General features: G+C 43.0%; 22 protein-coding genes. 3 read left to right on the plus strand and 19 right to left on the minus strand.

From position 1 onward, the window contains the following. Positions 1–117 precede the first annotated feature (117 nt). From M3I01_RS14310 to recJ, 9 genes are all read right to left on the minus strand, one after another. Positions 118–1185, minus strand: a complete 1068-nt coding sequence (locus M3I01_RS14310) for an ABC transporter ATP-binding protein (RefSeq protein WP_255896543.1) — start codon at positions 1183–1185, stop codon at positions 118–120. Between the two features lie 40 nt (positions 1186–1225). Then, positions 1226–2890, minus strand: a complete 1665-nt coding sequence (locus M3I01_RS14315; RefSeq protein WP_275565151.1) for an ABC transporter permease — start codon at positions 2888–2890, stop codon at positions 1226–1228. Between the two features lie 74 nt (positions 2891–2964). Further along, positions 2965–4032 (minus strand): Fe(3+) ABC transporter substrate-binding protein, encoded by a 1068-nt coding sequence (locus M3I01_RS14320; RefSeq protein ID WP_275565152.1) that lies wholly within the window; start codon positions 4030–4032, stop codon positions 2965–2967. Positions 4033–4277: 245 nt separating this feature from the next. Further along, positions 4278–5105 carry an HDOD domain-containing protein gene (locus M3I01_RS14325; RefSeq protein ID WP_255896546.1) on the minus strand — a complete coding sequence of 276 codons (828 nt, stop codon included), beginning with the start codon at positions 5103–5105 and terminating at the stop codon, positions 4278–4280. A gap of 143 nt (positions 5106–5248) precedes the next feature. Next, a complete protein-coding gene (locus M3I01_RS14330) occupies positions 5249–6454 on the minus strand; it encodes a UbiH/UbiF/VisC/COQ6 family ubiquinone biosynthesis hydroxylase (RefSeq protein ID WP_255896547.1) in 1206 nt (401 codons plus the stop codon). Between the two features lie 31 nt (positions 6455–6485). Continuing rightward, a complete protein-coding gene (locus M3I01_RS14335; RefSeq protein ID WP_275565153.1) occupies positions 6486–7793 on the minus strand; it encodes an aminopeptidase P N-terminal domain-containing protein in 1308 nt (435 codons plus the stop codon). 14 nt (positions 7794–7807) lie between these two features. Continuing rightward, entirely contained in the window at positions 7808–8398 is a 591-nt protein-coding gene (locus M3I01_RS14340) for a UPF0149 family protein (RefSeq protein WP_255896550.1), read from the minus strand. 126 nt (positions 8399–8524) lie between these two features. Continuing rightward, positions 8525–9367 (minus strand): bifunctional methylenetetrahydrofolate dehydrogenase/methenyltetrahydrofolate cyclohydrolase FolD, encoded by an 843-nt coding sequence (gene folD, locus M3I01_RS14345; RefSeq protein WP_255896551.1) that lies wholly within the window; start codon positions 9365–9367, stop codon positions 8525–8527. Positions 9368–9487: 120 nt separating this feature from the next. Next, positions 9488–11212: a single-stranded-DNA-specific exonuclease RecJ gene (gene recJ / locus M3I01_RS14350; protein WP_255896552.1), complete on the minus strand. Its 1725-nt coding sequence runs from the start codon at positions 11210–11212 to the stop codon at positions 9488–9490. A gap of 184 nt (positions 11213–11396) precedes the next feature. Between recJ and M3I01_RS14355 the strand changes: the two genes are divergently transcribed. Both M3I01_RS14355 and M3I01_RS14360 read left to right on the plus strand, forming a co-directional pair. Further along, the gene (locus M3I01_RS14355; protein WP_255896553.1) at positions 11397–11705 is read left to right on the plus strand and encodes a hypothetical protein; all 309 of its coding nucleotides are present in this window, start codon (positions 11397–11399) and stop codon (positions 11703–11705) included. 77 nt (positions 11706–11782) lie between these two features. Next, entirely contained in the window at positions 11783–13780 is a 1998-nt protein-coding gene (locus M3I01_RS14360; protein WP_275565154.1) for a methyl-accepting chemotaxis protein, read from the plus strand. A gap of 125 nt (positions 13781–13905) precedes the next feature. On the opposite strand, the gene M3I01_RS14365 is transcribed toward M3I01_RS14360, so the two are convergent. From M3I01_RS14365 to ffh, 10 genes are all read right to left on the minus strand, one after another. Beyond that, positions 13906–14958 carry a GGDEF domain-containing protein gene (locus M3I01_RS14365; RefSeq protein ID WP_255896556.1) on the minus strand — a complete coding sequence of 351 codons (1053 nt, stop codon included), beginning with the start codon at positions 14956–14958 and terminating at the stop codon, positions 13906–13908. 180 nt (positions 14959–15138) lie between these two features. Beyond that, the gene (locus M3I01_RS14370) at positions 15139–15858 is read right to left on the minus strand and encodes a 16S rRNA (uracil(1498)-N(3))-methyltransferase (protein ID WP_255896557.1); all 720 of its coding nucleotides are present in this window, start codon (positions 15856–15858) and stop codon (positions 15139–15141) included. An 88-nt stretch (positions 15859–15946) separates the two neighbouring features. Continuing rightward, the gene (gene thrC, locus M3I01_RS14375; protein ID WP_255896558.1) at positions 15947–17332 is read right to left on the minus strand and encodes a threonine synthase; all 1386 of its coding nucleotides are present in this window, start codon (positions 17330–17332) and stop codon (positions 15947–15949) included. A 13-nt stretch (positions 17333–17345) separates the two neighbouring features. Beyond that, positions 17346–18647, minus strand: coding sequence for a homoserine dehydrogenase (locus tag M3I01_RS14380; protein ID WP_275565155.1), 1302 nt, complete (start codon positions 18645–18647; stop codon positions 17346–17348). A 144-nt stretch (positions 18648–18791) separates the two neighbouring features. Beyond that, on the minus strand, positions 18792–19493 hold the full coding sequence (locus M3I01_RS14385) for a thioredoxin fold domain-containing protein (RefSeq protein ID WP_255896560.1): 702 nt from the start codon (positions 19491–19493) through the stop codon (positions 18792–18794). A gap of 112 nt (positions 19494–19605) precedes the next feature. Then, on the minus strand, positions 19606–19968 hold the full coding sequence (gene rplS, locus M3I01_RS14390) for a 50S ribosomal protein L19 (protein WP_112140923.1): 363 nt from the start codon (positions 19966–19968) through the stop codon (positions 19606–19608). Positions 19969–20037: 69 nt separating this feature from the next. Beyond that, the gene (gene trmD / locus M3I01_RS14395; RefSeq protein WP_255896561.1) at positions 20038–20790 is read right to left on the minus strand and encodes a tRNA (guanosine(37)-N1)-methyltransferase TrmD; all 753 of its coding nucleotides are present in this window, start codon (positions 20788–20790) and stop codon (positions 20038–20040) included. 22 nt (positions 20791–20812) lie between these two features. Next, complete coding sequence (gene rimM / locus M3I01_RS14400; RefSeq protein WP_255896562.1) at positions 20813–21358, minus strand: ribosome maturation factor RimM; 546 nt, start codon at positions 21356–21358, stop codon at positions 20813–20815. A gap of 15 nt (positions 21359–21373) precedes the next feature. Continuing rightward, positions 21374–21622, minus strand: coding sequence for a 30S ribosomal protein S16 (gene rpsP, locus M3I01_RS14405; protein WP_112140929.1), 249 nt, complete (start codon positions 21620–21622; stop codon positions 21374–21376). A 177-nt stretch (positions 21623–21799) separates the two neighbouring features. Then, on the minus strand, positions 21800–23182 hold the full coding sequence (gene ffh / locus M3I01_RS14410; protein WP_255896563.1) for a signal recognition particle protein: 1383 nt from the start codon (positions 23180–23182) through the stop codon (positions 21800–21802). Positions 23183–23312: 130 nt separating this feature from the next. On the opposite strand from ffh, the gene M3I01_RS14415 reads away from it, so the two are divergent. Continuing rightward, positions 23313–24095 (plus strand): cytochrome C assembly family protein, encoded by a 783-nt coding sequence (locus M3I01_RS14415; RefSeq protein ID WP_255896564.1) that lies wholly within the window; start codon positions 23313–23315, stop codon positions 24093–24095. Positions 24096–24140: the final 45 nt, after the last annotated feature.

Consider the following 24140-nt stretch of genomic DNA (forward strand, 5'->3'; position numbering starts at 1 on the left):
CGCTATTATAGAGACTCTAGAATCAATTGCCATTTATTAAGGAAAGTTACACAACAGAAATTACTTGCTTTTCAAAAGACAAGCATTCTCTAAATACTATAAAATCGCAGACGCTTACTAACGCGGAAAAAGCACCAAATGGTCTAAATGAACACTTAATCCAATTTTCTGCCCTAAAGCGTGGTTATGATGGGAAGAAGCAAAGCAATAAACCACTTTACCGGAAGACAGTTTTACTCGATATAGAAAATGCGATCCACGGAACCACTTACTCACAATAACACCGACGAATGCACTATCATCGTCGTGCAAAATATCATCGGGACGCACCAATAAATCCACCAGCGCATTATCTGCGAACCCATGATCTAGGTCGCCACGAATATTACCTAGATCAGAATGCACACAGTCTGGCCCGCATACGGTAGCAGATAAAAAATCTCCATGACCAATAAAGCTCGCAACAAACCGTGTTTCTGGACGGTGGTAAATTTGATACGGAGACCCTGTTTGATGGATTACGCCAGCGTCCATAACGGACACTTGATCCGCCATGGCAAACGCTTCCATTTGATCATGCGTCACCAAAAGCGCACTCATTCTTTCATGCTGCAATATGTCGCGTATATCCGGTACCAATTCTTCTCTTAATTTTGCATCAAGGCCAGAAAAGGGCTCGTCCATTAGCAGTAATTTTGGCTTAGGCGCAATCGCTCTTGCTAGGGCAACACGCTGTTGCTGCCCTCCTGATAATGAATGAGGATAACGCGATTGGAAGCCCGCTAAACCAACCAGTTCTAATAAATAGGCAACACGTTCCTGCGCACTTTCTTTTGACCAAGATGACAAACCAAAAGCAATATTCTGTGCGATAGTCAGGTGCGGAAACAAGGCAATGTCTTGAAACACCATACCGATATGACGATCTTCTGGATTAACGCTAAGCGAAGAATTAGAAATAATCTGATCATCGATTATTATTTCGCCCGTCATTAGAGACTCAAAACCAGCAATCGCACGCAGCAAAGTCGATTTTCCACAGCCACTAGGGCCTAGTAAACAACCAATTTGCCCTTCCAATAACTGAAAAGCTGCATTTTTGACCACCACGCCACCATCATAACCAACCGACACGTTGGTCAGTGTCATTTCTTTCAACGTTTTATGAAGGGGTAACGAGGCCATATTGAATCCTATTTAGAGTGTTCACTAGTTAAAGTACCCGTTATTTAGAGTAATCCGTGCGTGAAGAAATGGAACGACTCAGTAAAATTACTGGCACTAAGCCCACCAGCACTATCATTAACGAAGCAGGAGCCGCATCCACAAGTCTTTCATCAGAAGCTAATTCAAATGCTCTGACTGCCAGCGTATTAAAATTAAATGGCCGAAGCACTAAGGTCGCTGGTAACTCTTTCAATACATCGACAAACACAATTAATATTGCCGTCAGAACAGAGCCTTTTAGAAGAGGAATATGAATCCGCGTCAGCACCTTAAAAGATGACATTCCAAGCGATCGGCCTGCCATGTCCATACTAGGCTTAATTTTTCCCAAGCCATTTTGTACCGCGCCTAAAGACACAGCCATAAAACGAACCGTATAAGCAAACAAAAGTGCGACCAAGGTACCTGAAAAGATCAAACCGACTTTGTCACCACTGTAGTACTTCACTAAATCAATAATTCTATGGTCAAGCCAAGCTAATGGCACAATAGTACCAATGGCAATAATTGTACCCGGCAAAGCATAACCTAAACCTGCAATACCCACCGACACACCCACACTACGACTGTTATTCAAACGGATGGCATAACTGAGTACCAACGCCAAACTCACCACAATCATTGATGCGATAGCAGCAAGATAAAAGGAGTTCCATGCCAGCTGAATAAAATTTGCTCCCGGCCGGTCTGCTTTAAAAATAGCCCAGTACGCCAATACACTAACAGGGATAATGAAGCCAACCAGAATAGGCGCCAGACAAAAAGCACTAGCGAAAATACCGCGACCGCCTTTTAGGGCCATTCGTCGGTTACTCGCCTTTTTCAGCCCAGAAGCATGATAGCGAATACGGTGTCGTGAATATCGTTCTAGTAAGATCAGCATGGCCACAAACATCAACAACACTCCCGCCAACTGTGATGCTGCGGCTACGTCACCAAAACCGTAAAAAGTACGCAGAATGCCTGTCGTAAAAGTATTTACACTAAAATATTGCACCGTACCGTAATCCGCTAATGTTTCCATAAGCGCCAAAGTAAGGCCGGTCACAATAGCAGGACGCGCCAGTGGCAGAGCAAGCTTAAAAAAGACAGCACGACCTGAGTAACCCAATGTACGGCTGACTTCTAAGGTGTTTTCAGACTGCTCTAAAAAGGCAGCACGGCTCATTAAATAAACATAAGGATACAGAACCAAGGTGAGCATCACCATGGCGCCTCCAAGCGAACGTATTTCAAAGAACCAATATTCGCCGTAACGCCAGCCAGTGACATCTCGAATAAAGGTTTGCACCGGACCCGCAAAATCCAGTACACCAGTGTAAGTATAAGCAATAATGTAAGCTGGCACGGCCATTGGTAACAGCAGCGCCCAAGATAGAAGTGAACGTCCTGGAAAGTCACACATGCTGGTCAACCAAGCACACGGTACGCCAATGACCAACACGCCAATTCCCACTCCCAGCATAAGTAAAAGTGAATTCGAAATGTACTCAGCCAGCACGGTATCGTAAAGGTGTCGCCACACATCACCATCACCGATCAGGACGTTGACCAACACAACCAATATGGGCAAAGCCAAAATGGCCGCAATAAGCATTGCAGCCATTTTTAACCCGTTAAATTTAGGTTTACTTGCGACACTAGAATGAGCTGAATCAGCCATTAACTATTAAAAATCCTATCAGAAAGCTCATTTCAAAGAGCCAATTTCAGAAAGCTCGTGTTACAGAGCCAAGGTTACTTCCAACCAGCGATGTCCATAAGCTCAACCGCTTCACGGTTATTGTCACCCAATTGACTTAACGAAATGGTATCCGCTCGAAACGTTCCAAATGGCGCCAACATTTCTGGCGCTCCAACGTCTTTTACAACAGGGTATTCATTATTTACATGCGCATACCATTCCTGAGAGGCACGATTGGTTAAAAATTCAAGCAGTAAAGTGGCGTTTTCAATATTCGTTGCGGCAGCGGTAATACCAGCACCACTGACATTCACATGAGCACCGCGTTCACCTTCACCTTGATTTGGCCAGAATAATTTTACGCTGTTATACACCGCTCGTTCATCCGCGCTATCACTCTGCCCTAAGCGGCCGTAATAATAAGTGTTTGCCAATGTCAGATCACAAACACCGGCTGAAACGGCTTTCAATAAATCAATATCACCACCAAAAGGGGGGCGAGCTAAGTTAGATACCAAGCCTTTAATCCAAGTTTGTGTGTTCTCACGACCATCCGCTTCTAACATAGACGCAACTAAAGATTGGTTATAGATATTGGCAGAGGATCGGACACAAATACGCCCCTTCCACTTCGAACTAGCGAGGTCTTCGTAGTTTGACAGGTCTTTCGGAGATACTTTATTAGGGTTATAAAAAATAACACGAGCACGTTGAGACAAACCAAACCAGTAACCATCACTGTCGCGTAAATGACTTGGAATGTTAGTATTTAAGACATTATTATTAAGAGACCGCAACACACCAGCGGCCTTTGCACGGTGTAAACGGCCAGCATCAACGGTAATGAACATATCGGCAGGACTGGCATCGCCTTCAGCTTTCAATCGGCTCAATAACGCATCGGCTGAGCCGGTTATCAAATTTACAACAACATCATTTTCTTTCGAGAAAGTATCCAGTACTGGTGCAATAAGAGACTCCTTTCTAGCAGAGTAAATATTGACCTCTCCTTTCGCCTGCAAACCAGTAGAAATAAGTAAAGATAATGCCAGAGTGATTAATCCAGCCCTTTTGAAAAAAAGCTTACGCTCTATAATATGAGTTGTTTTATGTGACTTCATCGCCGTACTCACCTTCCATAATTTGAAAACATTCTCTACGTATCACAGACACTTCCATGCATCATAGACAAAGAAAATAGGGCCAGAAAAAATGAGACAAGAAATTAGCACAACACAATACTAAACACTAGCGATTATCATTTATTCAAGTGGCCCATAAAGCACACCAACGTATTAATAATAATTGGGAAATTAAATCACCTTTCCAATCAAACTAGCCGATTCAAAAGGGCAATCTAGAAGCATTAATGAAGCAATTGATTAAGTTCATCACCGATCATAAGTGCATCGTCTAGTTCATACACAATGCCTTCAGGCAAGCCCGCCGCTTTAGCCACTGCCATAGGAAAACCTTCTCTCACTAAGTCGTAGTCACGATCATTACGAATACAGGCATTCAAATAACAGGCTAAATTTAAAACGCATGCCAATGGTTTTGGTTCATCATTATCAAATGGTCGCTTATGATGTTGTATTGCGTCACCAAGCCCAGCAGGAAACTTCCACAGATCCATTAACGCCTTCCCTGCATCCTGAGATGTAAAACCAAGTAAATCGTTTTCTGCCTTCACTCGGCTCGCTTTGCGATTTGCGACCAAAACCTGAATCTCTTTTGCGATCTGTGGTTCGGTAAGATGTAAAAGTAAACGGCCTATATTATGCACAATCCCTACCGTGAATGCTTCGTCAGCTTCAACCAAAGAAGTCCGCTTTGCGACCCATTGCGCCAGCTCAGCAACACGAAAAGAATCGGCCCAAAATTCAGATAACTTAATACCTTCTACGCTGGTCACAGAGTTAGAAAAACCAGAAGCGATTACCAAGGTTTTCAGTTTATCGATACCCAATAAAACCGTCGCTTCATCGATAGAAGAGATCTTTCTAGACAGACCAAAATACGCGGAATTTACTACCCGCAACACTTTTAGTGAAATCGTCTGATCGTGGGAAACCCTTTCAGCAATATCCGAATACTTTGCATTTGAATCGTTAAGAAGCTGAATCAGTTCGCGGACGACGTCGGGGACATTGGGGAGTTTATCCGTTTGTTTTAGAAGATCTTGGACTTGCATTCCATTCCGCCTTGTACAGTGTTTAGTGATGTATTTAGTTATGCAGAGTATGACAACAATCGTTTTTTTCAAGAAAAAATACGTAGTGTATTAAAAAAAAGTGGCGTATTGCCATTATAAGTAACGTAGATAATGAGGATGTATCAAGAAAAAGAAGCTAGCCCTGCCGCTCGAGCAATCAATCTTTTCTTTAACGCCACATCGTGATTAAAACGTTTCATTCCAATATTTCTGAGCTGAACAAACACTGGCTGCTGTGTCGAAAATAAACGTTTGAAAGCCTCCATCCCTACCGACATGGCAATGTTATCTAGCATTCTAGCTCGCTGATAACGTCTTAGGACGTTACTGGCACCCAAATATTCTCCTCGACGATGCGCCTTGCTTAATACTTCCACCAATCCTTTAACATCAGAAAAACCTAGGTTTGCACCCTGCCCTGCTAAAGGATGGATCGTATGCGCGGCATCACCGATCAAAACCATACCTGGTTTTACGTACTCTTTGGCATGACGTTGTCGCAATGGGATCGATTGACGGGCTTGCGTAACCCCCAAGACATCAAATCGTTTATCAATAGCGTAGTGCAAACGACGACAAAAGGCGTCAACCTCTAGCGCCATCAATGATTCGGCTTCTTTGGGTGGTACAGACCACACGATGGACACAAAATGCTTTTGATCAACACTGGGTAATGGAAGGAAGGCTAAAATACCTTCTTCGCCAAAACTTTGCCACGCGGTGTTTTGATGTGATTTATCAATTTCTATGGTTGCCACTATGGCACTATGGCCATAATCCCACTCGACCGTATCAAACGCATTCTCTGTACGAAGTTTGGACATGGCGCCATCAGCAGCCACTATTGCCTGAGCTTCTAATACGTGACCCGAAGACAGCTCAGCCCTAACACCAGATTCACTCAGCTCATGAGACTCTAGAGTATCACTCAAATAAAGATCGATGTTTTTAACACCTCGAATTTTCAACATAAGCTGTTGATTCAAAACCGTATTTTCAACCAAACAACCTAGTTCAAGCATCGATGTTGTTTCAGCGTTAAAATCAATATGACCGTCACCAAGGCCATCCCAAACAACCATATTGTCATAAGGTGCTATGCGGTCTAAGGGAATGCCTTGCCATACGCCGGCCGTTTCAAGCAAGGCTTTTGACTGACTGGAAATAGCACTGACTCTCGAGTCATAAGCGGGGGGCGTAGACAAACGATAATCACCATCGTGTTTATCCACAAGCGCAATTCGTAAAGAAGATTTAGCCAACAATATCGCCGACAGAGCGCCCACCATACCAGCACCAACGATAATCAGATCGTACGACTTAGCCATCTAACCTTACTCCAACGCTTCGCGTTTTTGATTAACGATTCTCAGCCATTAAAGCTTCAATCTCTTTAATTTCTTTTGGTAGGCCATGCGTTAATACATAAGGGCCATCAGCACGAATTTGCACATCGTCTTCAATTCGAATCCCTATACCCCGCCATTTTTCATCAACCGACTGATTATCAGCAGAAATATACAATCCCGGCTCAATCGTCAACACCATGCCTTCCTCAAGTAAACGCGACTCACCCGAAATTTTATAAGCGCCGCAATCATGCACATCAAGCCCTAACCAATGCCCTGTATTGTGCATGTAAAAATCTCGATATGCCTTGCTCTCGATCAGCTGATCAGCATCCCCCATTAATAAGCCATGAGTGACCAGACCTTCTGTTAACGTTCGTACCGCTGCATTGTGACAAGCTTCATAAGGGGTTCCCACGGTAAGCTTTTCCATACCGGCATGGTACGCATCCAATACCACTTGATACAACGCCGCTTGGGGCTCACTGAACTTGCCATTCGCGGGAAAAGTTCGCGTAATGTCGGCGGCGTAACAGCCTAATTCCGCGCCAGCATCAATCAAGATAAGATCGCCATCTTCAATGACTTCATCATTTTTGATGTAATGCAGCACACAAGCATTGCTACCAGAAGCCACTATGTTGTTGTACGCAGGTTGTCGCACGCCGGATTTCATAAAGACATAATTAAGCTCAGCTTCGAGCTGATACTCATTCATTCCAGGACGAACGGTACGCATCGCCTGTTTATGAGCCTCAACACTAATTTGTGCGGCCGTTTCCATAATGGCCGTTTCTTCAGCGTCTTTTCGCAAACGCATTTCTGAAACCACAGGTGCCAGATCGATAAAATTCGTCGGTGCCACCGCGCCCATTCTAGCGCGAGCCGCAACGGCACTGCGCCAAGTAGCGATTTTTTCTCTTAAAGTGGAATCATCAAATAAATAAGCAACGTGTAATGCGCCATCCAATGCAGCAAAAGCGACACGGTCTAACTCATCCAACGCCACGGCTTCATTTGCACCAAAGTTCGCTATTGCACCTTCTATACCGAAACGAAAGCCATCCCATTGCTCTTTCTCAGGATCCTTCGGTAAAGTCACTAAGGTCATATCGCCATGCCCATGAATCAAGGCATACGCACTGGGTTCTGGAAACCCGGTTAAATAGAAAAAGCTGCTATGAGGACGAAACTCATACTCGCAATCATTACTACGAGTTGACAACTCACCGGTACGCAGAATAACCACACTATTTTCAGGTAAGGATTGCATCAAACGCTCACGGCGCGCCTGATAAATTTGAGTTTCGATTTTCATAAAAGGTCTCGCTTTTAATGTAATGAATTCTTCTTGGTATGATCCACATCGGGATTGATAGCATGATGTTCTGTGTACATCATCATCGCTGACAATCTCACGTATTCAACCAATTCAGTTAAGTCTGCTTCATTGTCATTGCTGTCTTCAAGAGCACGCATTTCGGCTTGCATACCCGATATATTGGCAAAGTCACGAAGGATTTGTTTGGTTTCATCCGACAAAGTATTTTTTTGCCCAGATAAGCCATAGCCTGCTAAAAAGCCATGCGCCCATTGCGATAAGGTCACACCTCTTTCGCACAAATCGGCATCTTCATCTGAAATACTCGGCACAAGCGCAAACTCACCATTTTGAAGCAGAGTCAGCGTCGCGGTATAAAGCTCAACGATAACCACACGGCTAGCGTCTTCTTTCCACCCTTCAATATCACAAAACTCCACCACCATGGTAAGCCAATCTTCCAATGGCAAAGTCACACCAGAAGCCAGGTAGCCACACAATTGACCGTGTAATTCTGACGGCGAGGCCGTAATGGATTCTGTAACAAAAACATCGGCGATCAAATCGAAGTCCAACGCATCTTTTAACATTTCTGTGGACATATAATGTCTGCCTATTTCTGTTCAATTCATAAAAAAATAAGCCGCACCTAATGGCGCGGCCTTTCTGTCCCATTTTTCGACTCTATATCAATAATATGGGGCAGCGATACAAACCTTTCAAGCCCATTAGCCTAGTTGTTTAAGGCCAGACTCTAGCGTTTGCAAAATCAGTGTATTAATCGTCATTGGTCCAACACCGCCTGGAACTGGTGTATAAGCCGTAATGCGGTCAACTAAAGGCGCAAGCTCAATATCACCGACGCCACCAGGGTGATAACCCGCATCAACCACAACCGCGCCGTCTTTGATCCATTCAGCTTTGATGAACTCAGGTTTACCCACTGCCCCAACAATAACGTCGGCTTGTTTTACAAACTCAGATAAATTTTGCGTACGAGAATGGCAAATAGTGACGGTAGCGTTGGCATTCAACATCATCATTGCCATAGGTTTACCCAAAATCGGGCTGCGACCAACCACAACAACATGCTTACCTTCTAGATTTACGTCATAGGCTTCAAGTAAACGCATGATACCAGCAGGCGTTGCCGCGCCGTAAGCCGGTTCTTTCATCGCCATACGACCAAAGCCAAGACAAGTAACACCATCAACGTCTTTATGAGCCGCAATCGCATCAAAGCAAAGGCGTTCGTCAACTTGTGCTGGCACCGGATGTTGCAGCAAAATGCCGTGTACATCTGGGTTATTATTCAATTCATTGATTTTGGTTAAAAGCTGCTCTGTCGTCGTAGTTTCTGGCAATTCAATTGCCATAGAATCCATACCTACTCGACGACAAGCGTTGCCTTTCATTTTTACATAAGTGGCTGATGCTGGATCAGCACCCACTAAAATGGTCGCTAAAATTGGCGTGCGGCCGGTACGCTCTTTAAGCTCGGCAACTTGAGCTTGTAAGCGGTTTTCAGTTTCTTTGGCGCAAAGTTTGCCGTCAAGAACCAGTGCTGTCATGAATGAGCTCCAGTAAAAATAGAGTGATGTATGAGGGAGGCGCATTATACCTCAACTTTTGATCCGATACGCAGTGCCAAATCCAATTTGTTCGGCAAAACCCCAATCTTCGCGTTTGCTTTAAGCGGGCTCTAAATAGTCCACTAACAACTGCAAATTACGTTGACCTCGAAACTCATTGATATCCAGTTTATAAACCAGACGCGCTTGTGGCGACTTGTCATTGGGCCATTTTTCCAGATCCACAAAAAAACTGATCGCGTCTAATAAAAGACCGCTTTTTGGTTCACGCACCATCAATTTAAGATGCTTTTCGCCAACAATCCGCTGCTGCAAGATATCAAATACACCATCAAAGCAAGGCTCTGGAAACATCTGCCCCCAAGGCCCAGACAACCTAACTTGCTCTGCAAAACTCAAACTAAAGTCTTCTGGGGCTAGAGGTCCATCCGTCATAAGCGTCGCCTCTAGCTGCTCAGGTGTTACCCATTCAGTAATGATCGCATCAAACGCCAAACGAAATGCGTCATAATGAGATTCTTTAATCGACATACCTGCCGCCATAGCATGACCGCCAAACTTGCTCAGCAATTGCGGATAACGCTTGGCTAATAAATCTAAAGCATCCCGAATATGAACGCCGGGAATAGAACGAGCTGAACCTTTTAGTTCATCTTCACCGACTCGGGCAAACGCAATCACAGGGCGATGGCATTTGTCTTTCATCCGAGAAGCTAGAATCCCAATGACGCCCTGATGCCAATCCGCATCGTAAAAGCACATACCATTGGGCATGTCTTGTTCATCATCTAATAATGAAACCAACACTAATTCGGCTTGTTCTTTCATATCCGACTCGATCACTTTACGCTCACGGTTAAACTGATCGAGCTGCTGAGCATATTGGCGAGCTTGATGTGGATGCACCGCCAACAAACATTCAATGCCAACCGACATATCATCAAGGCGACCCGCCGCGTTTAGCCTTGGCCCAACAACAAAACCCAAGTCAGATGCTTTTAATTGGGTATGATCTCGATGACCCACCTCTAATAAAGCTAAGATACCAGGTCGTGCTAAGCCCGCTTGTATACGCTTAATGCCTTGTTGTACCAAAATTCGGTTGTTGGCATCCAAAGGCACCACATCGGCCACCGTTCCCAAAGCAACCAAATCCAAATAGTCAGCCATTTTCGGCTCAGGAATATGCTGCTCAATGAACCAATTTCGATGCTTTAATTCTGCGCGAAGTGCCGTCATCACATAAAATATAACCCCAACACCCGCTAAGTTTTTACTTGGAAAGCCACATCCAGGATGATTTGGGTTCACGATGGCATCGGCCATTGGTAAGCTATCACCGGGTAAATGATGATCGGTTACCACCACCTTCATACCATAAGACTTTGCGGCTAATACACCATCGATACTGGCAATACCATTATCGACCGTCACCAATACCGCCGGCTCTCTTTCTTTCGCCACCTCGACAATTTCTGGCGTCAGTCCATAACCAAATTCAAAACGATTTGGCACCAAATAGTCTGGCGAAATTGCCCCCATTGCCTCCAGAGCAAGAATACCAAGGCTGGTGCTAGTCGCGCCATCAGCATCAAAGTCTCCAACAATTAAGATTTTCTGCCCTGCCTCAATCGCATCCGCCAAAATACTTGCCGCTGTTTTTAAATCAAATAACGAATCCGGCCTTAATAAATGCGGCAGACGGTAATCTAATTCTCGGCCAGAATATACGCCACGCGCTAAAAAAATACGCCGTAAGCTCGAAGGCATGTCCACAGGTAAATCGTCATCACCTGCATGAAAAGATCGGTGTCTTATACGCATAGAAATACTCAAAAAAACAAATTTTCTTATAATAAAAGCAAAGAAGGGTAACACAATTGTATTATCGAAATTTACGGAAAGGTGATTAAATAATAGTAGCTATTGGCATTTTTTTGCTAAATTATCAAAGTCAGTCTATATATTTTGAATGAAGTAGCATCAACCAACTATTCTAGGATGAAAGATGGCCTTATCAATTAAAACACGTTTGATCACAATGGGCACCTTGCTAGCAGTGGTGCCAACCATAATTGCAGGATTAATTTTAAGTCAAAATGCACTAGACAAAGGAACAGATGCTCTCGTGCAAAGCACTAAAAAACAGCTAATTCTCTCAAGAGACCTTACTGCTCAATCAATCGAGACATATTTTTCCTTTATTGAAAAACAGGTCATCAGCCTATCTCAAAATAACAGCACAGTGGCGGCAGCAAAAGCATTCTCTGACGCTTTCATTGACTATTCTAAAGACAGCACTGACGAAAAAAACTGACTAATTACTATACTAATCAGTTTGATAAAAACTATCAGAGCCTAAACGCAGCTAAATCAAGCAAACCAGACGGGCTGTTGGCAAAACTGAGTCCTGTAGCCAAAGCTATTCAAACAACTTACATAGCCAATAACCCTGCACCACTTGGTGAAAAAGATACGTTAAATAAAGCGGGGGATGGTTCTGCATACGACAAAATACACCAAGAATTTCACCCTATGTTCCATCAATTCCAAAAAGAATTTGGCTTCTACGATATTTTTATTGCCGATGCCAAAACAGGTCATGTCATCTACAGCGTTTTCAAAGAACTCGACTTTGGAACATCTTTGATATCTGGACCGTACAAAGATACTGGACTGGCAAGTGCTTTTAAAAATGCCATTACTGGTAATAAACAATCTGCTACGTACCTAACTAAATTCGCACCTTATGGCCCATCCTACAATGCGCAAGCTTCTTTCATCTCATCACCCATTTTTAGTAACGGAAAGATCGTTGCTGTGCTCATTTTTCAAATGCCAATTGATAAAATCGATGACGTAATGACGCACGGTCAAACTTGGGAGAAAAACGGCTTAGGAAAAACAGGACAGACTTATCTTGTTGATCATAACAAAATGATGGATAGCAACGACCGTTCACTATTGCAAAATAAAGCCGCGTATTTAGAGAAAATTAAAGTATTAAATTTACCAAATAGTTCGATTGATGAAATTAATAGTCGCAATACAACTATTGGCCTTGTAAAAGTGAGTGGCACTGCCGTTAATGAAGCTATTGCAGGAAAAGAAGGCTTTACTATTGATATAAACTACCTTGGTGAACACTCTTTAAGTGCCTACAAACCACTCAAAATTAATGATATGAATCTGATAATCATTAGTGAAGAAAGCCAGTCAGAAGCATTTGAGCCGATGATAAGCTTAAGAAACAGTATCTATAAAACCCTTATCATCGTCTCTATCATTGCATTAATTGTAGGTGGATTACTAGGCCTTCTTCTATCCAGAGTTATCGTTCGCCCTATTGATGACATGGTCAAAATGATGCATGACATAGCCGAAGGAGAAGGCGACCTTACTCAGCGCTTACCAATCAAAAGTCAATATGAACTGGCAGAGTTGGCGAGGGGTATTAACTTATTTATCAATCACATTGATAAAACATTTTCGTCTATTCTATCTTCTGTCATTCGACTAAAACCTATTTCGGAAGACATGGCAGATGTAAATAGTAGGCTTGCAGCGGCAACTAACCAACAGAAACACCAAGCCGATAAAGTAAACGGCTGCTTGTCTGAAACCAATGAATCTACTAAAAGAGTGGAAGTAGAGCTTGAACAGATTAGCAAAGCTTCAACGCAAGGCAATATTATTGCGAATGACAGTGGACAAGTAGTAAATAAAGTAGCGATCACAATGAAAGAACTGTCGGTTGATATTACTCAAGCCGTTGACGCTCTTTCTAAATTAAAAGGAGATACCGACCGGATTGCAGGCATTATTGACGTCATCAATAGCATTGCAGAACAAACCAACCTATTAGCATTAAATGCTGCAATAGAAGCTGCCCGGGCGGGTGAAGCTGGCCGTGGCTTCGCTGTCGTAGCCGATGAAGTTCGCTCCCTAGCCTCTAAAACTCGCCAATCTACTGACGAGGTTGCCAGCATGGTTGGTGCGATTCAAAGCGGCACAATGGAAGTGGTCAAGCGCATGGAAACCAGTAAATCCAATGCAGAACAGTCTTCGGCACATGTTCAAGACGCAACCCAATCTTTGTCTCAAGTTAAAATGGCAATGGATACTATCTCGGAAAAAGTAACAAATATCGCTACTGCAATTACCAGTCAACAAAATAATTTTGTGGATGTGACCTCTCACTATCATCAGATGAGAAAGAGCTTCGTTGAAATCAATGAGCAGACAGAACACTCAATCACGGTTGGTAAGGACGTCATTCAACTGTCCGAAAACATTATGGTACACATTAATCGTTTTCAGGTAACCGATAAAAATTGGTCAACTGATCGAAGAGACCTTACCCGTCCTGTCATGGACAAAAAAGAAAGCTAAACGATAAAAACCCTGTATTAATAAGACTAAACAAGCAAAGACAAGATACAAAACAACCTTCTTGGTTTCTAAATAAAGAGACCAAGAAGGTTTTTTAATACCTTAAAAATCATTCGAGATGTCAGTTAACCTTTTCGTGTCTGATTTCGACCTGCGCGTTTCGCACTATACAAACGATTATCGGCAAGGGTTATTGTTTCTCTTAATGACGTAAATTCATTCATCGTGGCCACACCAAAACTCAGCGTCATACGAAACTTTTGATCCAAATATACAAACTCATGTTCTTCTACTTCCTGCCGAATGGATTCAGCTAAGTTAAAAGCATCAAGCTCTGTACAATCACATACAGCAACCAAAAACTCTTCACCTCCCCAACGAGAAGCCAATCCTCCTTTTGGCAGAGGTTTTTGAATAATCTTGCCCAACTCAGCTAAAGCGTAATCACCGACATCATGACCATACTCATCATTTATACGCTTAAAAAAGTCTACATCCGCCAATAATAAGTGATAGCTGGTATAAGTCGTGCCTTCTAAGCGTTGCATCATTCCTCTGCGGTTTAACAGTTCTGTCAAGGCGTCCGTATTAGCAACCAATTTAAGTTTTGCCGTCGTCTCTTTTAACTCTTGATTAGAGCGAGACATCGAATATTCATAAATGGCAGAAAGAAAAATAACAACCAAAAATGAAAATAGGATTCTAGATTTTAACGTAGGGTGGTAATCAGGCTCGACAAAATGACTGTCCATGAAGAACATAACAATCACTAGCGCTAGGGTAAAAAACCCAAGTTCTATCAGACCTCGCTTCAGACCATGTAAGAATAAAGCCACAGCAGGAAGACAATAAACCCAAACATGCCCAGTACCATGTACGCCACCCGTATAAATGAGATAAACCATCAATATATACAAAGGGTAAATAACAAAATTACCAGACACGGAATGATTATGAGTGTAACGCAAATAAATATGATTCATCGAATACAAAAAAGCGATGAAAATCAGCACTACACCGAGGACAACCTCTCCCTCATACAATGAAGAAAGGCCTAAAGGGAGCGTAAAAAGAACACCGACAGTCGCAAAAAGATTAACAATAAAAACTCGACGAGCATCCTCAGAGAACGCACCTTCATTTTTACCAACATAGAAAAATGTCAGCCAAGTAGACATCGTCTTATCTTTTATTCTATTTGTTTTAATGCGACTTACTTTTTTCGCCATCTATATTCTCTGATCTAGACAATCAAATCGTTACTTTACGAATAGACTTAATCCTACAGCAAAGTCTAAAATAGCTCCCTCTCTAATGCCACTCAGTTACAAATAACAACATTTCATGTATTTAACACCCTAAATTGGGTATAGACGCGACAATAATACAGGGACAACTGTTTCTACTTTTAAAATACGATCACCTAAATGAACAGACTCCATACCAGCCTCGTGCCACTTATCTACTTCGAATTCATTCCATCCTCCTTCCGGCCCAAGCGCGAGAACACACGGTTTTTGTATATCGATAGGGCAGCGTTTAGCTAAGTAAGGGTGGGCTAACAAGCCCACTTTATCCATCAGCAACGCCGGCAACTGATCTTCAACAAAGGGGCGAAATCTTGGTATCAAAGACCATGTCGGCATGACGGTGTCTTTTGCTTGCTCAAGCCCTTCAAGCAAACACTGTTGAATAGACTCAGTTTGTAACACAGGGCTCTGCCAATAACTTTTTTCCACCTTCGCAGAATGAATTAAATACAACTCCTTCACGCCCATTGCGGCAATGTTCTGCAAAGTTCGCTTAAGCATGTTGGGTCTAGGCAATGCCATTACCAAAATCATGGGTAACGGTTGAGGCGCAGGAATAGACAAACAAACAGAATGAATATACCCCAGCCGGTCTTCTTTCGGTGGTTCATACACTCCCTCGCCTATCTTTCCATTCAATATTCCCACTCTCAGCACATCGCCCTGCTTTGCTTTGATCACTTTCGAAATATGAGTTTGCTGCCGAGTATTTAGAGCATACTGGCCAGAATCTAATGTGTTTTTTGGGTCTAATAAAATGAGATTCATATGAGGGGCATGTAAAAGAGGAAAGAAACGGCCAGTTATTAATTGGCCGTTGTTACTGTTGCTAGATAATTCCTAGCCAAATCGTAAGTTATATTTTTTGCGTTACAAAAGCTTGAACGTCGCTCAGGCTATTATCAAGCACAGTGTAGGATTCCTCTCGTTCGAAAAGATCTGCCATGTGTTCAGGCAACACCGGCGTTTCACAGCCTGCTTTTTCAACGGCTTCAGGAAATTTAACCGGATGCGCAGTGGCCAATGTAATCATTGGAACTGATTTGTCTTTCCAACAATGACGAGCGGCCTCAAGACCAATCGCCGTATGAGGGTCAAGCAAGTACTGAGTCTTAGCAAAAACATCCGCAATCACGTCACACGTTTTTTCATCGTCCACTTTATAGCTATCAAAGTTCTCTTTCACGAACGACCAGGCTTGATCATCAAGAGAAACATCGCCTTTATTAAAGCGAGCCATCAAATCATCAATCTTGGCACCATCACGACCATGAGCATCGAACAATAGGCGTTCGAAGTTGCTCGATACCATAATGTCCATGCTTGGCGATAAAGTAACATTCAACGACTGACGACTCATGTCGTTCTGGGCAATCACACGATGCAAAATATCGTTCTTGTTTGTTGCTACCACGAGTTGATCAATTGGTAAGCCCATTTTTTTCGCCAAATATCCGGCAAAAATATCGCCGAAATTCCCCGTTGGAACCGAGAAAGATACCTTACGATGAGGCGCGCCAAGCGACAAAGCAGACGAAAAATAATAAACAATCTGAGCCATAATACGCGCCCAATTAATCGAGTTAACCGCACCCAGCTTGGCGCCTTTCAAAAAAGACTGATCGGCAAAGCTGGATTTCACCATACCTTGGCAATCATCAAAGTTACCTTTGACTGCAATATTAAACACATTATCATCGATCACCGTGGTCATTTGACGACGCTGTACTTCTGATACACGTTGATAGGGATGTAAAATAAAAATACTAAGGTGTTCAGAATGACGACAACCTTCAATTGCAGCTGATCCAGTGTCTCCTGACGTCGCACCAAGAATCACAAGTTTTTCTTTGCGTTCAGACAGAACATAGTCCATCAAACGACCCAGTAGCTGCAATGCAAAATCTTTAAACGCCAGTGTTGGACCACGGAACAACTCAAGTATCCATTCGTTATTACCAACTTGAACCATCGGTGCAATCGATGAATGATTGAAGCTAGCATATGCATCGTCAATCATTTTCTTAAATGCATCGGCAGGAATATCGCCTTCAACAAAGGGCCACATAATCTTAAAAGCGAGTGCTTGATAACTAAGGCTCGCCCATGATGCTATTTCTTCTTTGCTGTAATGTGGCAAGGTTTCCGGCACATACAAGCCACCATCATTCGCCAAACCAGCCAACAACACATCGCCAAAAGAAAGCGCAGGGGCTTTACCACGAGTAGAAATGTACTTCATATTTTGCTCTCTCTTACGCCAAGTTTTCGACGCGGATTCGTTGCACAGTTCCCGCAACGTCCGGCAAAGCTTCAATCGCTGCAATCGCCGCGTTCATGTTGCGTTCTTTTACATCGTGAGTCATCACAACCAAGGGCACTAACTCACTACCCTCACGCTCTCGCTGAATAAGAGACTCAATACTAATATCATTCATTGACAGAATTTGCGTAATATTAGCCAATACACCGGCGCGATCTTTAATCGTCATATTAAGGAAAAAACCACATTCAATTTCTTCTACTGGTAAAATCTGCATGCTGGATAAAGCGTCTGCTTGGAAAGCCAAGTGAGGAACACGATTAGTTGGATCTGCAGTTAATGTACGAGCAACATCAATCACATCCGCGACAACAGAAGACCCTGTTGGTAATGCCCCAGCGCCAGCGCCATACGTTAACGTCGGGCCAACCACATCACCTTGAACCATAATCGCATTCATAACGCCATTTACATTGGCTAGAAGCTGCTTACGGGAAATTAAGGTCGGATGAACTCGTAACTCAATGCCCATTTTTGAACGGCGCGCGATGCCCAAATGCTTAATCGCATAACCAAGTTCACTGGCAAAAGCGACATCTTCCGATGTAATGCGGCTGATGCCTTCTGTGTACGTTTTTTCAAACTGCAATGGAATACCAAAAGCAATGGACGCTAAAATAGTCAACTTATGCGCGGCATCAATGCCTTCAATATCAAACGTCGGATCTGCTTCAGCGTAGCCAAGCGCTTGCGCTTCTGCTAACACATCATCAAAATTACGGTTCTTTTCACTCATCTCAGACAGAATGAAATTACCAGTACCATTGATAATACCCGCCAACCAGTCAATTCTATTGGCAGACAGGCCTTCTCGTATCAACTTAATAATGGGAATACCACCCGCTACAGCCGCCTCGAAAGCAACAATAACGCCCTTCTCTTGGGCTCTTGCGAAAATTTCATTGCCGTGTTCAGCAATTAAAGCCTTATTGGCCGTTACAACATGCTTACCATTTTCAATCGCAGTAAGCACAAGCTCTTTCGCAACCGTTGTTCCGCCGATAAGCTCAAGAACAATATCTATCTCTGGATTATTAACCACATCAAAAATGTCGCGGGTAACGCTCACCCCGGAGGTGTCGCACATGTCATTGTCACGACGAGCACCTATCTGTTCGATAACAATACTGCGACCAACACGGCGTGTGATCTCTTCTGCATTATTACGTAGAATGCTAAAACTGCCGGACCCCACAGTCCCCAGCCCACAAATTCCGACTTTTACCGGTTTCAAAACAATACCCCACAGAGATAATTTAATTTTTATAGATCACTTAGTTAACTGAAAAACTGATTTATTATAACGCCAGTATCATTCAAACCCAACGTAGAAAAGAATGAAGAAGCCTCATGTTTAATGGAATATTTTGCGATAAGACTATAACCCAACTTCTTTTGCCAACTTATCTACAGGCAAATAACCCGGTAACAGCGTACCGTTGGGTAAAACAATAGACGGCGTACCTCGCACTCCCACCATCCGACCTAAATTAAATTGATCAGCAATTGGATTTGCACATTTATTTTCTGGTATTTTTTCTCCTAACTTCACTTTTGTTAGCCAAGATTTAGGGTCATCAGAACACCAGATGCTCACCATTTTATTATAAGCACCTGAACCAACACCCGCTCTAGGAAAAGCCACGTAGCGCACGGTGATGCCTCTTTCATTTAATGCTGGAACATCATTATGCAGCATTCGACAGTAGCCACAATCTACATCCGTAAAAACGGTAATATGGGCCTTCTCATCTTTCGCTTTATAAATAATCATTTGGGATTCTGGCAGAGCTTCAACCTTAGCAAGCTTCGCTTTCTCGGTTTCATTTTCTAATCGCTCACCATTAATTTTATACAAATCTCCTGCGACAAAATAACGGCCATCTGAGGTAACGTGTAGCGTCGGACCGCCATTCATCTCAGCAACATACAATCCTGATGCTTGGTGAAATTTAACACTTCCGACATCATATTGTGGTAGGGCTTTTTTTAAAGCGGAGAGGATCTGAGCTTCATCTGCCCAAATGGCATTAGAAAAAAGAGTTGAAAAAGCACATAAAAACAGAAAACGAGAAAACATTGACACATGACACCTCAAGTAAATAGGGAATTATTTACCATTAGGCCATAGATAAAGGGGTTAGTTCCATAAAAAAAGGCGACTCGCGTCGCCTTTTTTTAGAACAGAAAAATTAACGTTTTGCCAATTTCTCTTTGATACGTGCAGATTTACCAGAACGCTCGCGTAGGTAGTAGATCTTAGCTTGACGCACGTCACCGCGGCGTTTAACTTCGATGCTTTCAACCAAAGGGCTGTACGTTTGGAAAGCACGCTCAACACCAATACCGCTAGAAATTTTACGAACGGTAAATGCTGAGTTAAGGCCACGGTTACGCTTAGCAATTACAATACCTTCATAGGCCTGTAGACGCTCACGTGAACCTTCTTTAACTTTAACTTGAACAACAATAGTATCACCAGTCCCGAAGGCTGGGATTTCTTTTGTCATCTGTTCAGCTTCTATCTGCTGAATCAGTTTAGTTTTATTACTCATGGATGTGACTCCTAATGATATGGTTTCTTATCAGCATGAAGGCTCTTCTTTCTGATAAGCTCGCAATTCCTACTCTGCCGAGGTTGAATCTTCAGTTTCGCGAATAAACTCTTCTAACAACAACTGCTGTTCCTTGTCCAACTCAAGGTATTGCAGAAGGTCTGGCCGGCGTTCAAAAGTTCTTCCGAGCTTTTGCTTTAATCGCCAGCGCCTAATCTCCTCGTGGTTGCCACTAAGTAGCACAGATGGCACAGGTTCACCATTCAGTACTTCAGGGCGAGTATAATGCGGGCAATCCAACAAACCGTCAGCAAATGAATCTTCATCCGCAGACGCCTGCTTTCCTAACACTCCTGGAACCATACGAAATACAGTATCCATGAGTACCATAGCCGGCAACTCGCCACCACTTAGGACAAAGTCGCCAATTGACCATTCTTCATCAATCTGTGATTGAATTAAACGTTCATCAACGCCTTCATAGCGACCTGCTACCAGAATAAATTCTGCTTGTTTAGCAAGCTGCTGCACACCTTCTTGCGTTAGCGTACGCCCTTGAGGGGATAGATAAATAACTTTTGCATTGGGCACCGATACTTTGGCACTCGCAATGGCGTCTTTGAGAGGCTGCACTTTCATGAGCATCCCTGGACCACCACCATAAGGACGATCATCTACTGTTTTATGCTTGTCATGAGTAAAATCTCGTGGATTATAAAAATCCACCTCAACCAACCCAGACTTAATGGCTCTGCCTGTTACTCCATATTGGGTAATGGCCTGAAACATTTCCGGAAAGAGCGATATAACGCTAACCTTCACGTTGTGACCTCAGCTTATCTGTTTAAAATTCTGGATCCCAGTCAACTGCCATTTCCTGCTGTTCTAAATCGATGTTTAAAACATGAGTTCCTGGAGAATAAGGAATCAATCGCTCTTCACGATCAAAGCTACCTTCACACGCGCGGACAACAATCACATCATTCGCACCGGTTTCCATAATTTGAGAAACCTTCCCTAAGAGGACACCCTCTTTGGTAATAACCCTCAGACCTTCCAGTTGGCTCCAGTAATAATCACCTTCTTCCAATTCTGGTAGTTCTGCTGCATCAATATAAACGTCCATACCACAAATTTCTTTCACAAGGTCTCTGTCGCTATAGCCTATTACCGATGCCACCAAACCACGTCCTTGCAAACGCCCTTGGCTTAATTCTATGGTTTTCCACCCACTAGGAGTTTTCAACCACCAATGCTTGTAATCGAAGATTCCTTGCATTGGGTCAGTGTGTGAATATAACTTCACCCACCCCTTAACACCATAAACTGATGTAATGCGTCCAACGACAAGCGCTTGCTCAGGAGCGGCCGCTTGTTTTAATGCAGACATAGCACTACCTCAATATTAAGCGTTTTTGCCAGCATCTTTTACAAGCTGCGCAGCACGGTCAGAAAGTTGAGCGCCTTGGCTAACCCAATGATTTACGCGATCTAAATCGATGCGTAGACGTTCTTCTTGACCACGAGCAACAGGGTTAAAGAAACCCAAACGCTCGATATAACGACCATCACGTGCACGACGGCTATCAGCCACGTTCAAATGATAGAATGGGCGCTTTTTAGAGCCACCACGAGAAAGACGAATAGTTACCATATTATTGGTTCCTTATTGCTTAACGAAACGCCTCTTGCCGAGTCGATTTTTGACTCATACTACAAGAAGGCGGCATATTCTAGTCGATAAACTAGAAAAACGAAAGGGCGAATCACTCACCCAGACATTAAAAACGGCAGTTTTTTAACTACCGTTAATAAAAACAAGAAGATATGTTTAAAACTTAGGGAAATTTCCACCACCCGGCATGCCACCACCTGGCATCATTCCGCCTAAACCACGCATCATTTTTTGCATACCACCTTTAGCGGTCATCTTCTTCATCATTTTTTGCATTTGCTTATGTTGTTTAAGCAAACGATTCAAATCTTGTATCTGTAACCCCGCGCCCGTTGAAATACGTTTTTTTCGCGATCCATTAATAACATCAGGATTACGGCGCTCAGCTGACGTCATTGAATTAATTAAGGCTTCCATTTGAACGAACATTTTGTCATTCACTTTATCCTTAACATTACCCAATTGCCCCATGCCTGGCATTTTATCTAACATTGAGCTCATACCGCCCATGTTTTTCATTTGCTGAAGCTGTTCTTTAAAGTCTTCTAAGTCAAAACCTTTGCCTTTTTTCAGCTTCCCGGCTAATTTTTCAGCTTTTTCTTTATCTATTTTTTGCTCTGCTTCCTCTATTAAAGAAAGCATGTCCCCCATACCCAAGATACGAGACGCTAAACGATCAGGGTGGAAAGGCTCTAGCGCATCGGTTTTTTCACCAACACCTAAGAACTTAATAGGTTTACCAGTAATATGACGAACAGACAACGCAGCACCGCCACGAGCATCACCGTCAGTCTTCGTTAAGATAACGCCTGTTAAAGGTAAAACATCACCAAATGCCTTTGCAGTATTTGCGGCATCCTGGCCGGTCATTGCATCGACAACAAATAAGGTTTCGATTGGATTAGCCGCTGCGTGTAGCGCCTTAATCTCCGCCATCATGTCGTCATCAATGGCTAAGCGACCCGCCGTATCGACTATTAAAACATCTTTATGGGCTTTTTTTGCGTAATCAATTGCGCTGTTAACAATGTCAATTGGCTTCTGTGACAGGTCACTTGGAATAAAGTCAACACCCACTTCACCAGCAAGTGTTTCGAGCTGCTTAATAGCAGCAGGACGATAAACGTCTGCACTGACAACAGAGACAGATTTTTTCTCGCGCTCTTTTAAATACTTAGCCAACTTAGCAGCCGAGGTGGTTTTACCCGCCCCTTGCAAACCTGCCAATAAGATAACAGCAGGGCCAGCAACACGAAGATTCAGCCCATCGTTCGCCTGCCCCATTACATTTTCAAGTTCCTGCTTAACAATTTTCAGGAAAACCTGCCCAGGACTCAAACTTTTTGAGACTTCCGTCCCTATTGCACGCTCTCTGACGGCTTCAATAAAATCTTTGACTACTGGCAGTGCAACATCAGCCTCAAGAAGTGCCATACGCACTTCACGCAACACTTCTTTTATGTTGTCGTCAGTTAATTTAGCTCGACCTCGAATACGATCAAGCGAGGAAGTTAAACGATTCGATAAATTGTCGAACATATTGCCCTCAAATTTTGGCTCTAAATGGAAAAAAACCTACGGTTTCAGTTTATCCAAGGTGAAATTATCTCTATTATAACGGATAAATGTTTGTCACCCTATACCTTTACTCTTCGGAACCTTTAGTTTCATGATTCAATTATCGCTTTGGCTTGCTTGTATGGCTTGTTTGATCGCTGGCACAGCGTATTATCTTCGTCCGAAAAATCGTTCTACCCAGTATATTGGGGCGATGGCAATCGCCGTGCATACCTTTTCACTGACTCAATTATTACTTAACTATGACGGCTTTAATTTTTTAACCATAGGGCTTCTGATTGCCATTATCGGCAACAGCTTACTTTGGTTAAGTAATCGCGATAAAGATTTATCCCTATTACTAGGCACTGCTTTACTACTGAGTGCCATCATCATTGCTCTAAACGCCATTGAACCATGGGATTTAACACAGCTACACAGTAGCTCATGGGGCACTAGCGCCCACATACTTATAGCATCCGCTGCTTATAGTTTATTTACCACCGCTTGCGGGGTAGGAATACTCCTTTCTATTCAAGAGTACCAACTTAAGCACCATAAGCTTAAACAGTTACTGAGAGTCCCTCCATTACAAGTATTGGAGCAGTTAATGTTTGAGTTTATCTGGGCAGCCTTCATCTTGTTAACCGTCACAATAGCGACTGGGTTTTATTTTATTGAAGACATGTTTGCCCAACACCTCGTCCATAAGACATTCTTCACAATAGCTTCTTGGTTTGTTTTCGCAGGGTTATTACTAGGCAGACACCTTGTAGGCTGGCGTGGACAATTGGCGGTAAAACTTACCTTGAGCGGCTTCTTCTTACTAATGCTAGGCTATTTTGGCAGTCAAATTGTGCTACAAGTTTTATCAAACTCGTCGACAATGGGATAAAGTATGTTTGACAGTAAGACCTTAAGAACGAATAATCCATTTATC

The sequence above is a fragment of the Marinomonas maritima genome, assembly GCF_024435075.2.
GTDB lineage: Bacteria > Pseudomonadota > Gammaproteobacteria > Pseudomonadales > Marinomonadaceae > Marinomonas > Marinomonas maritima.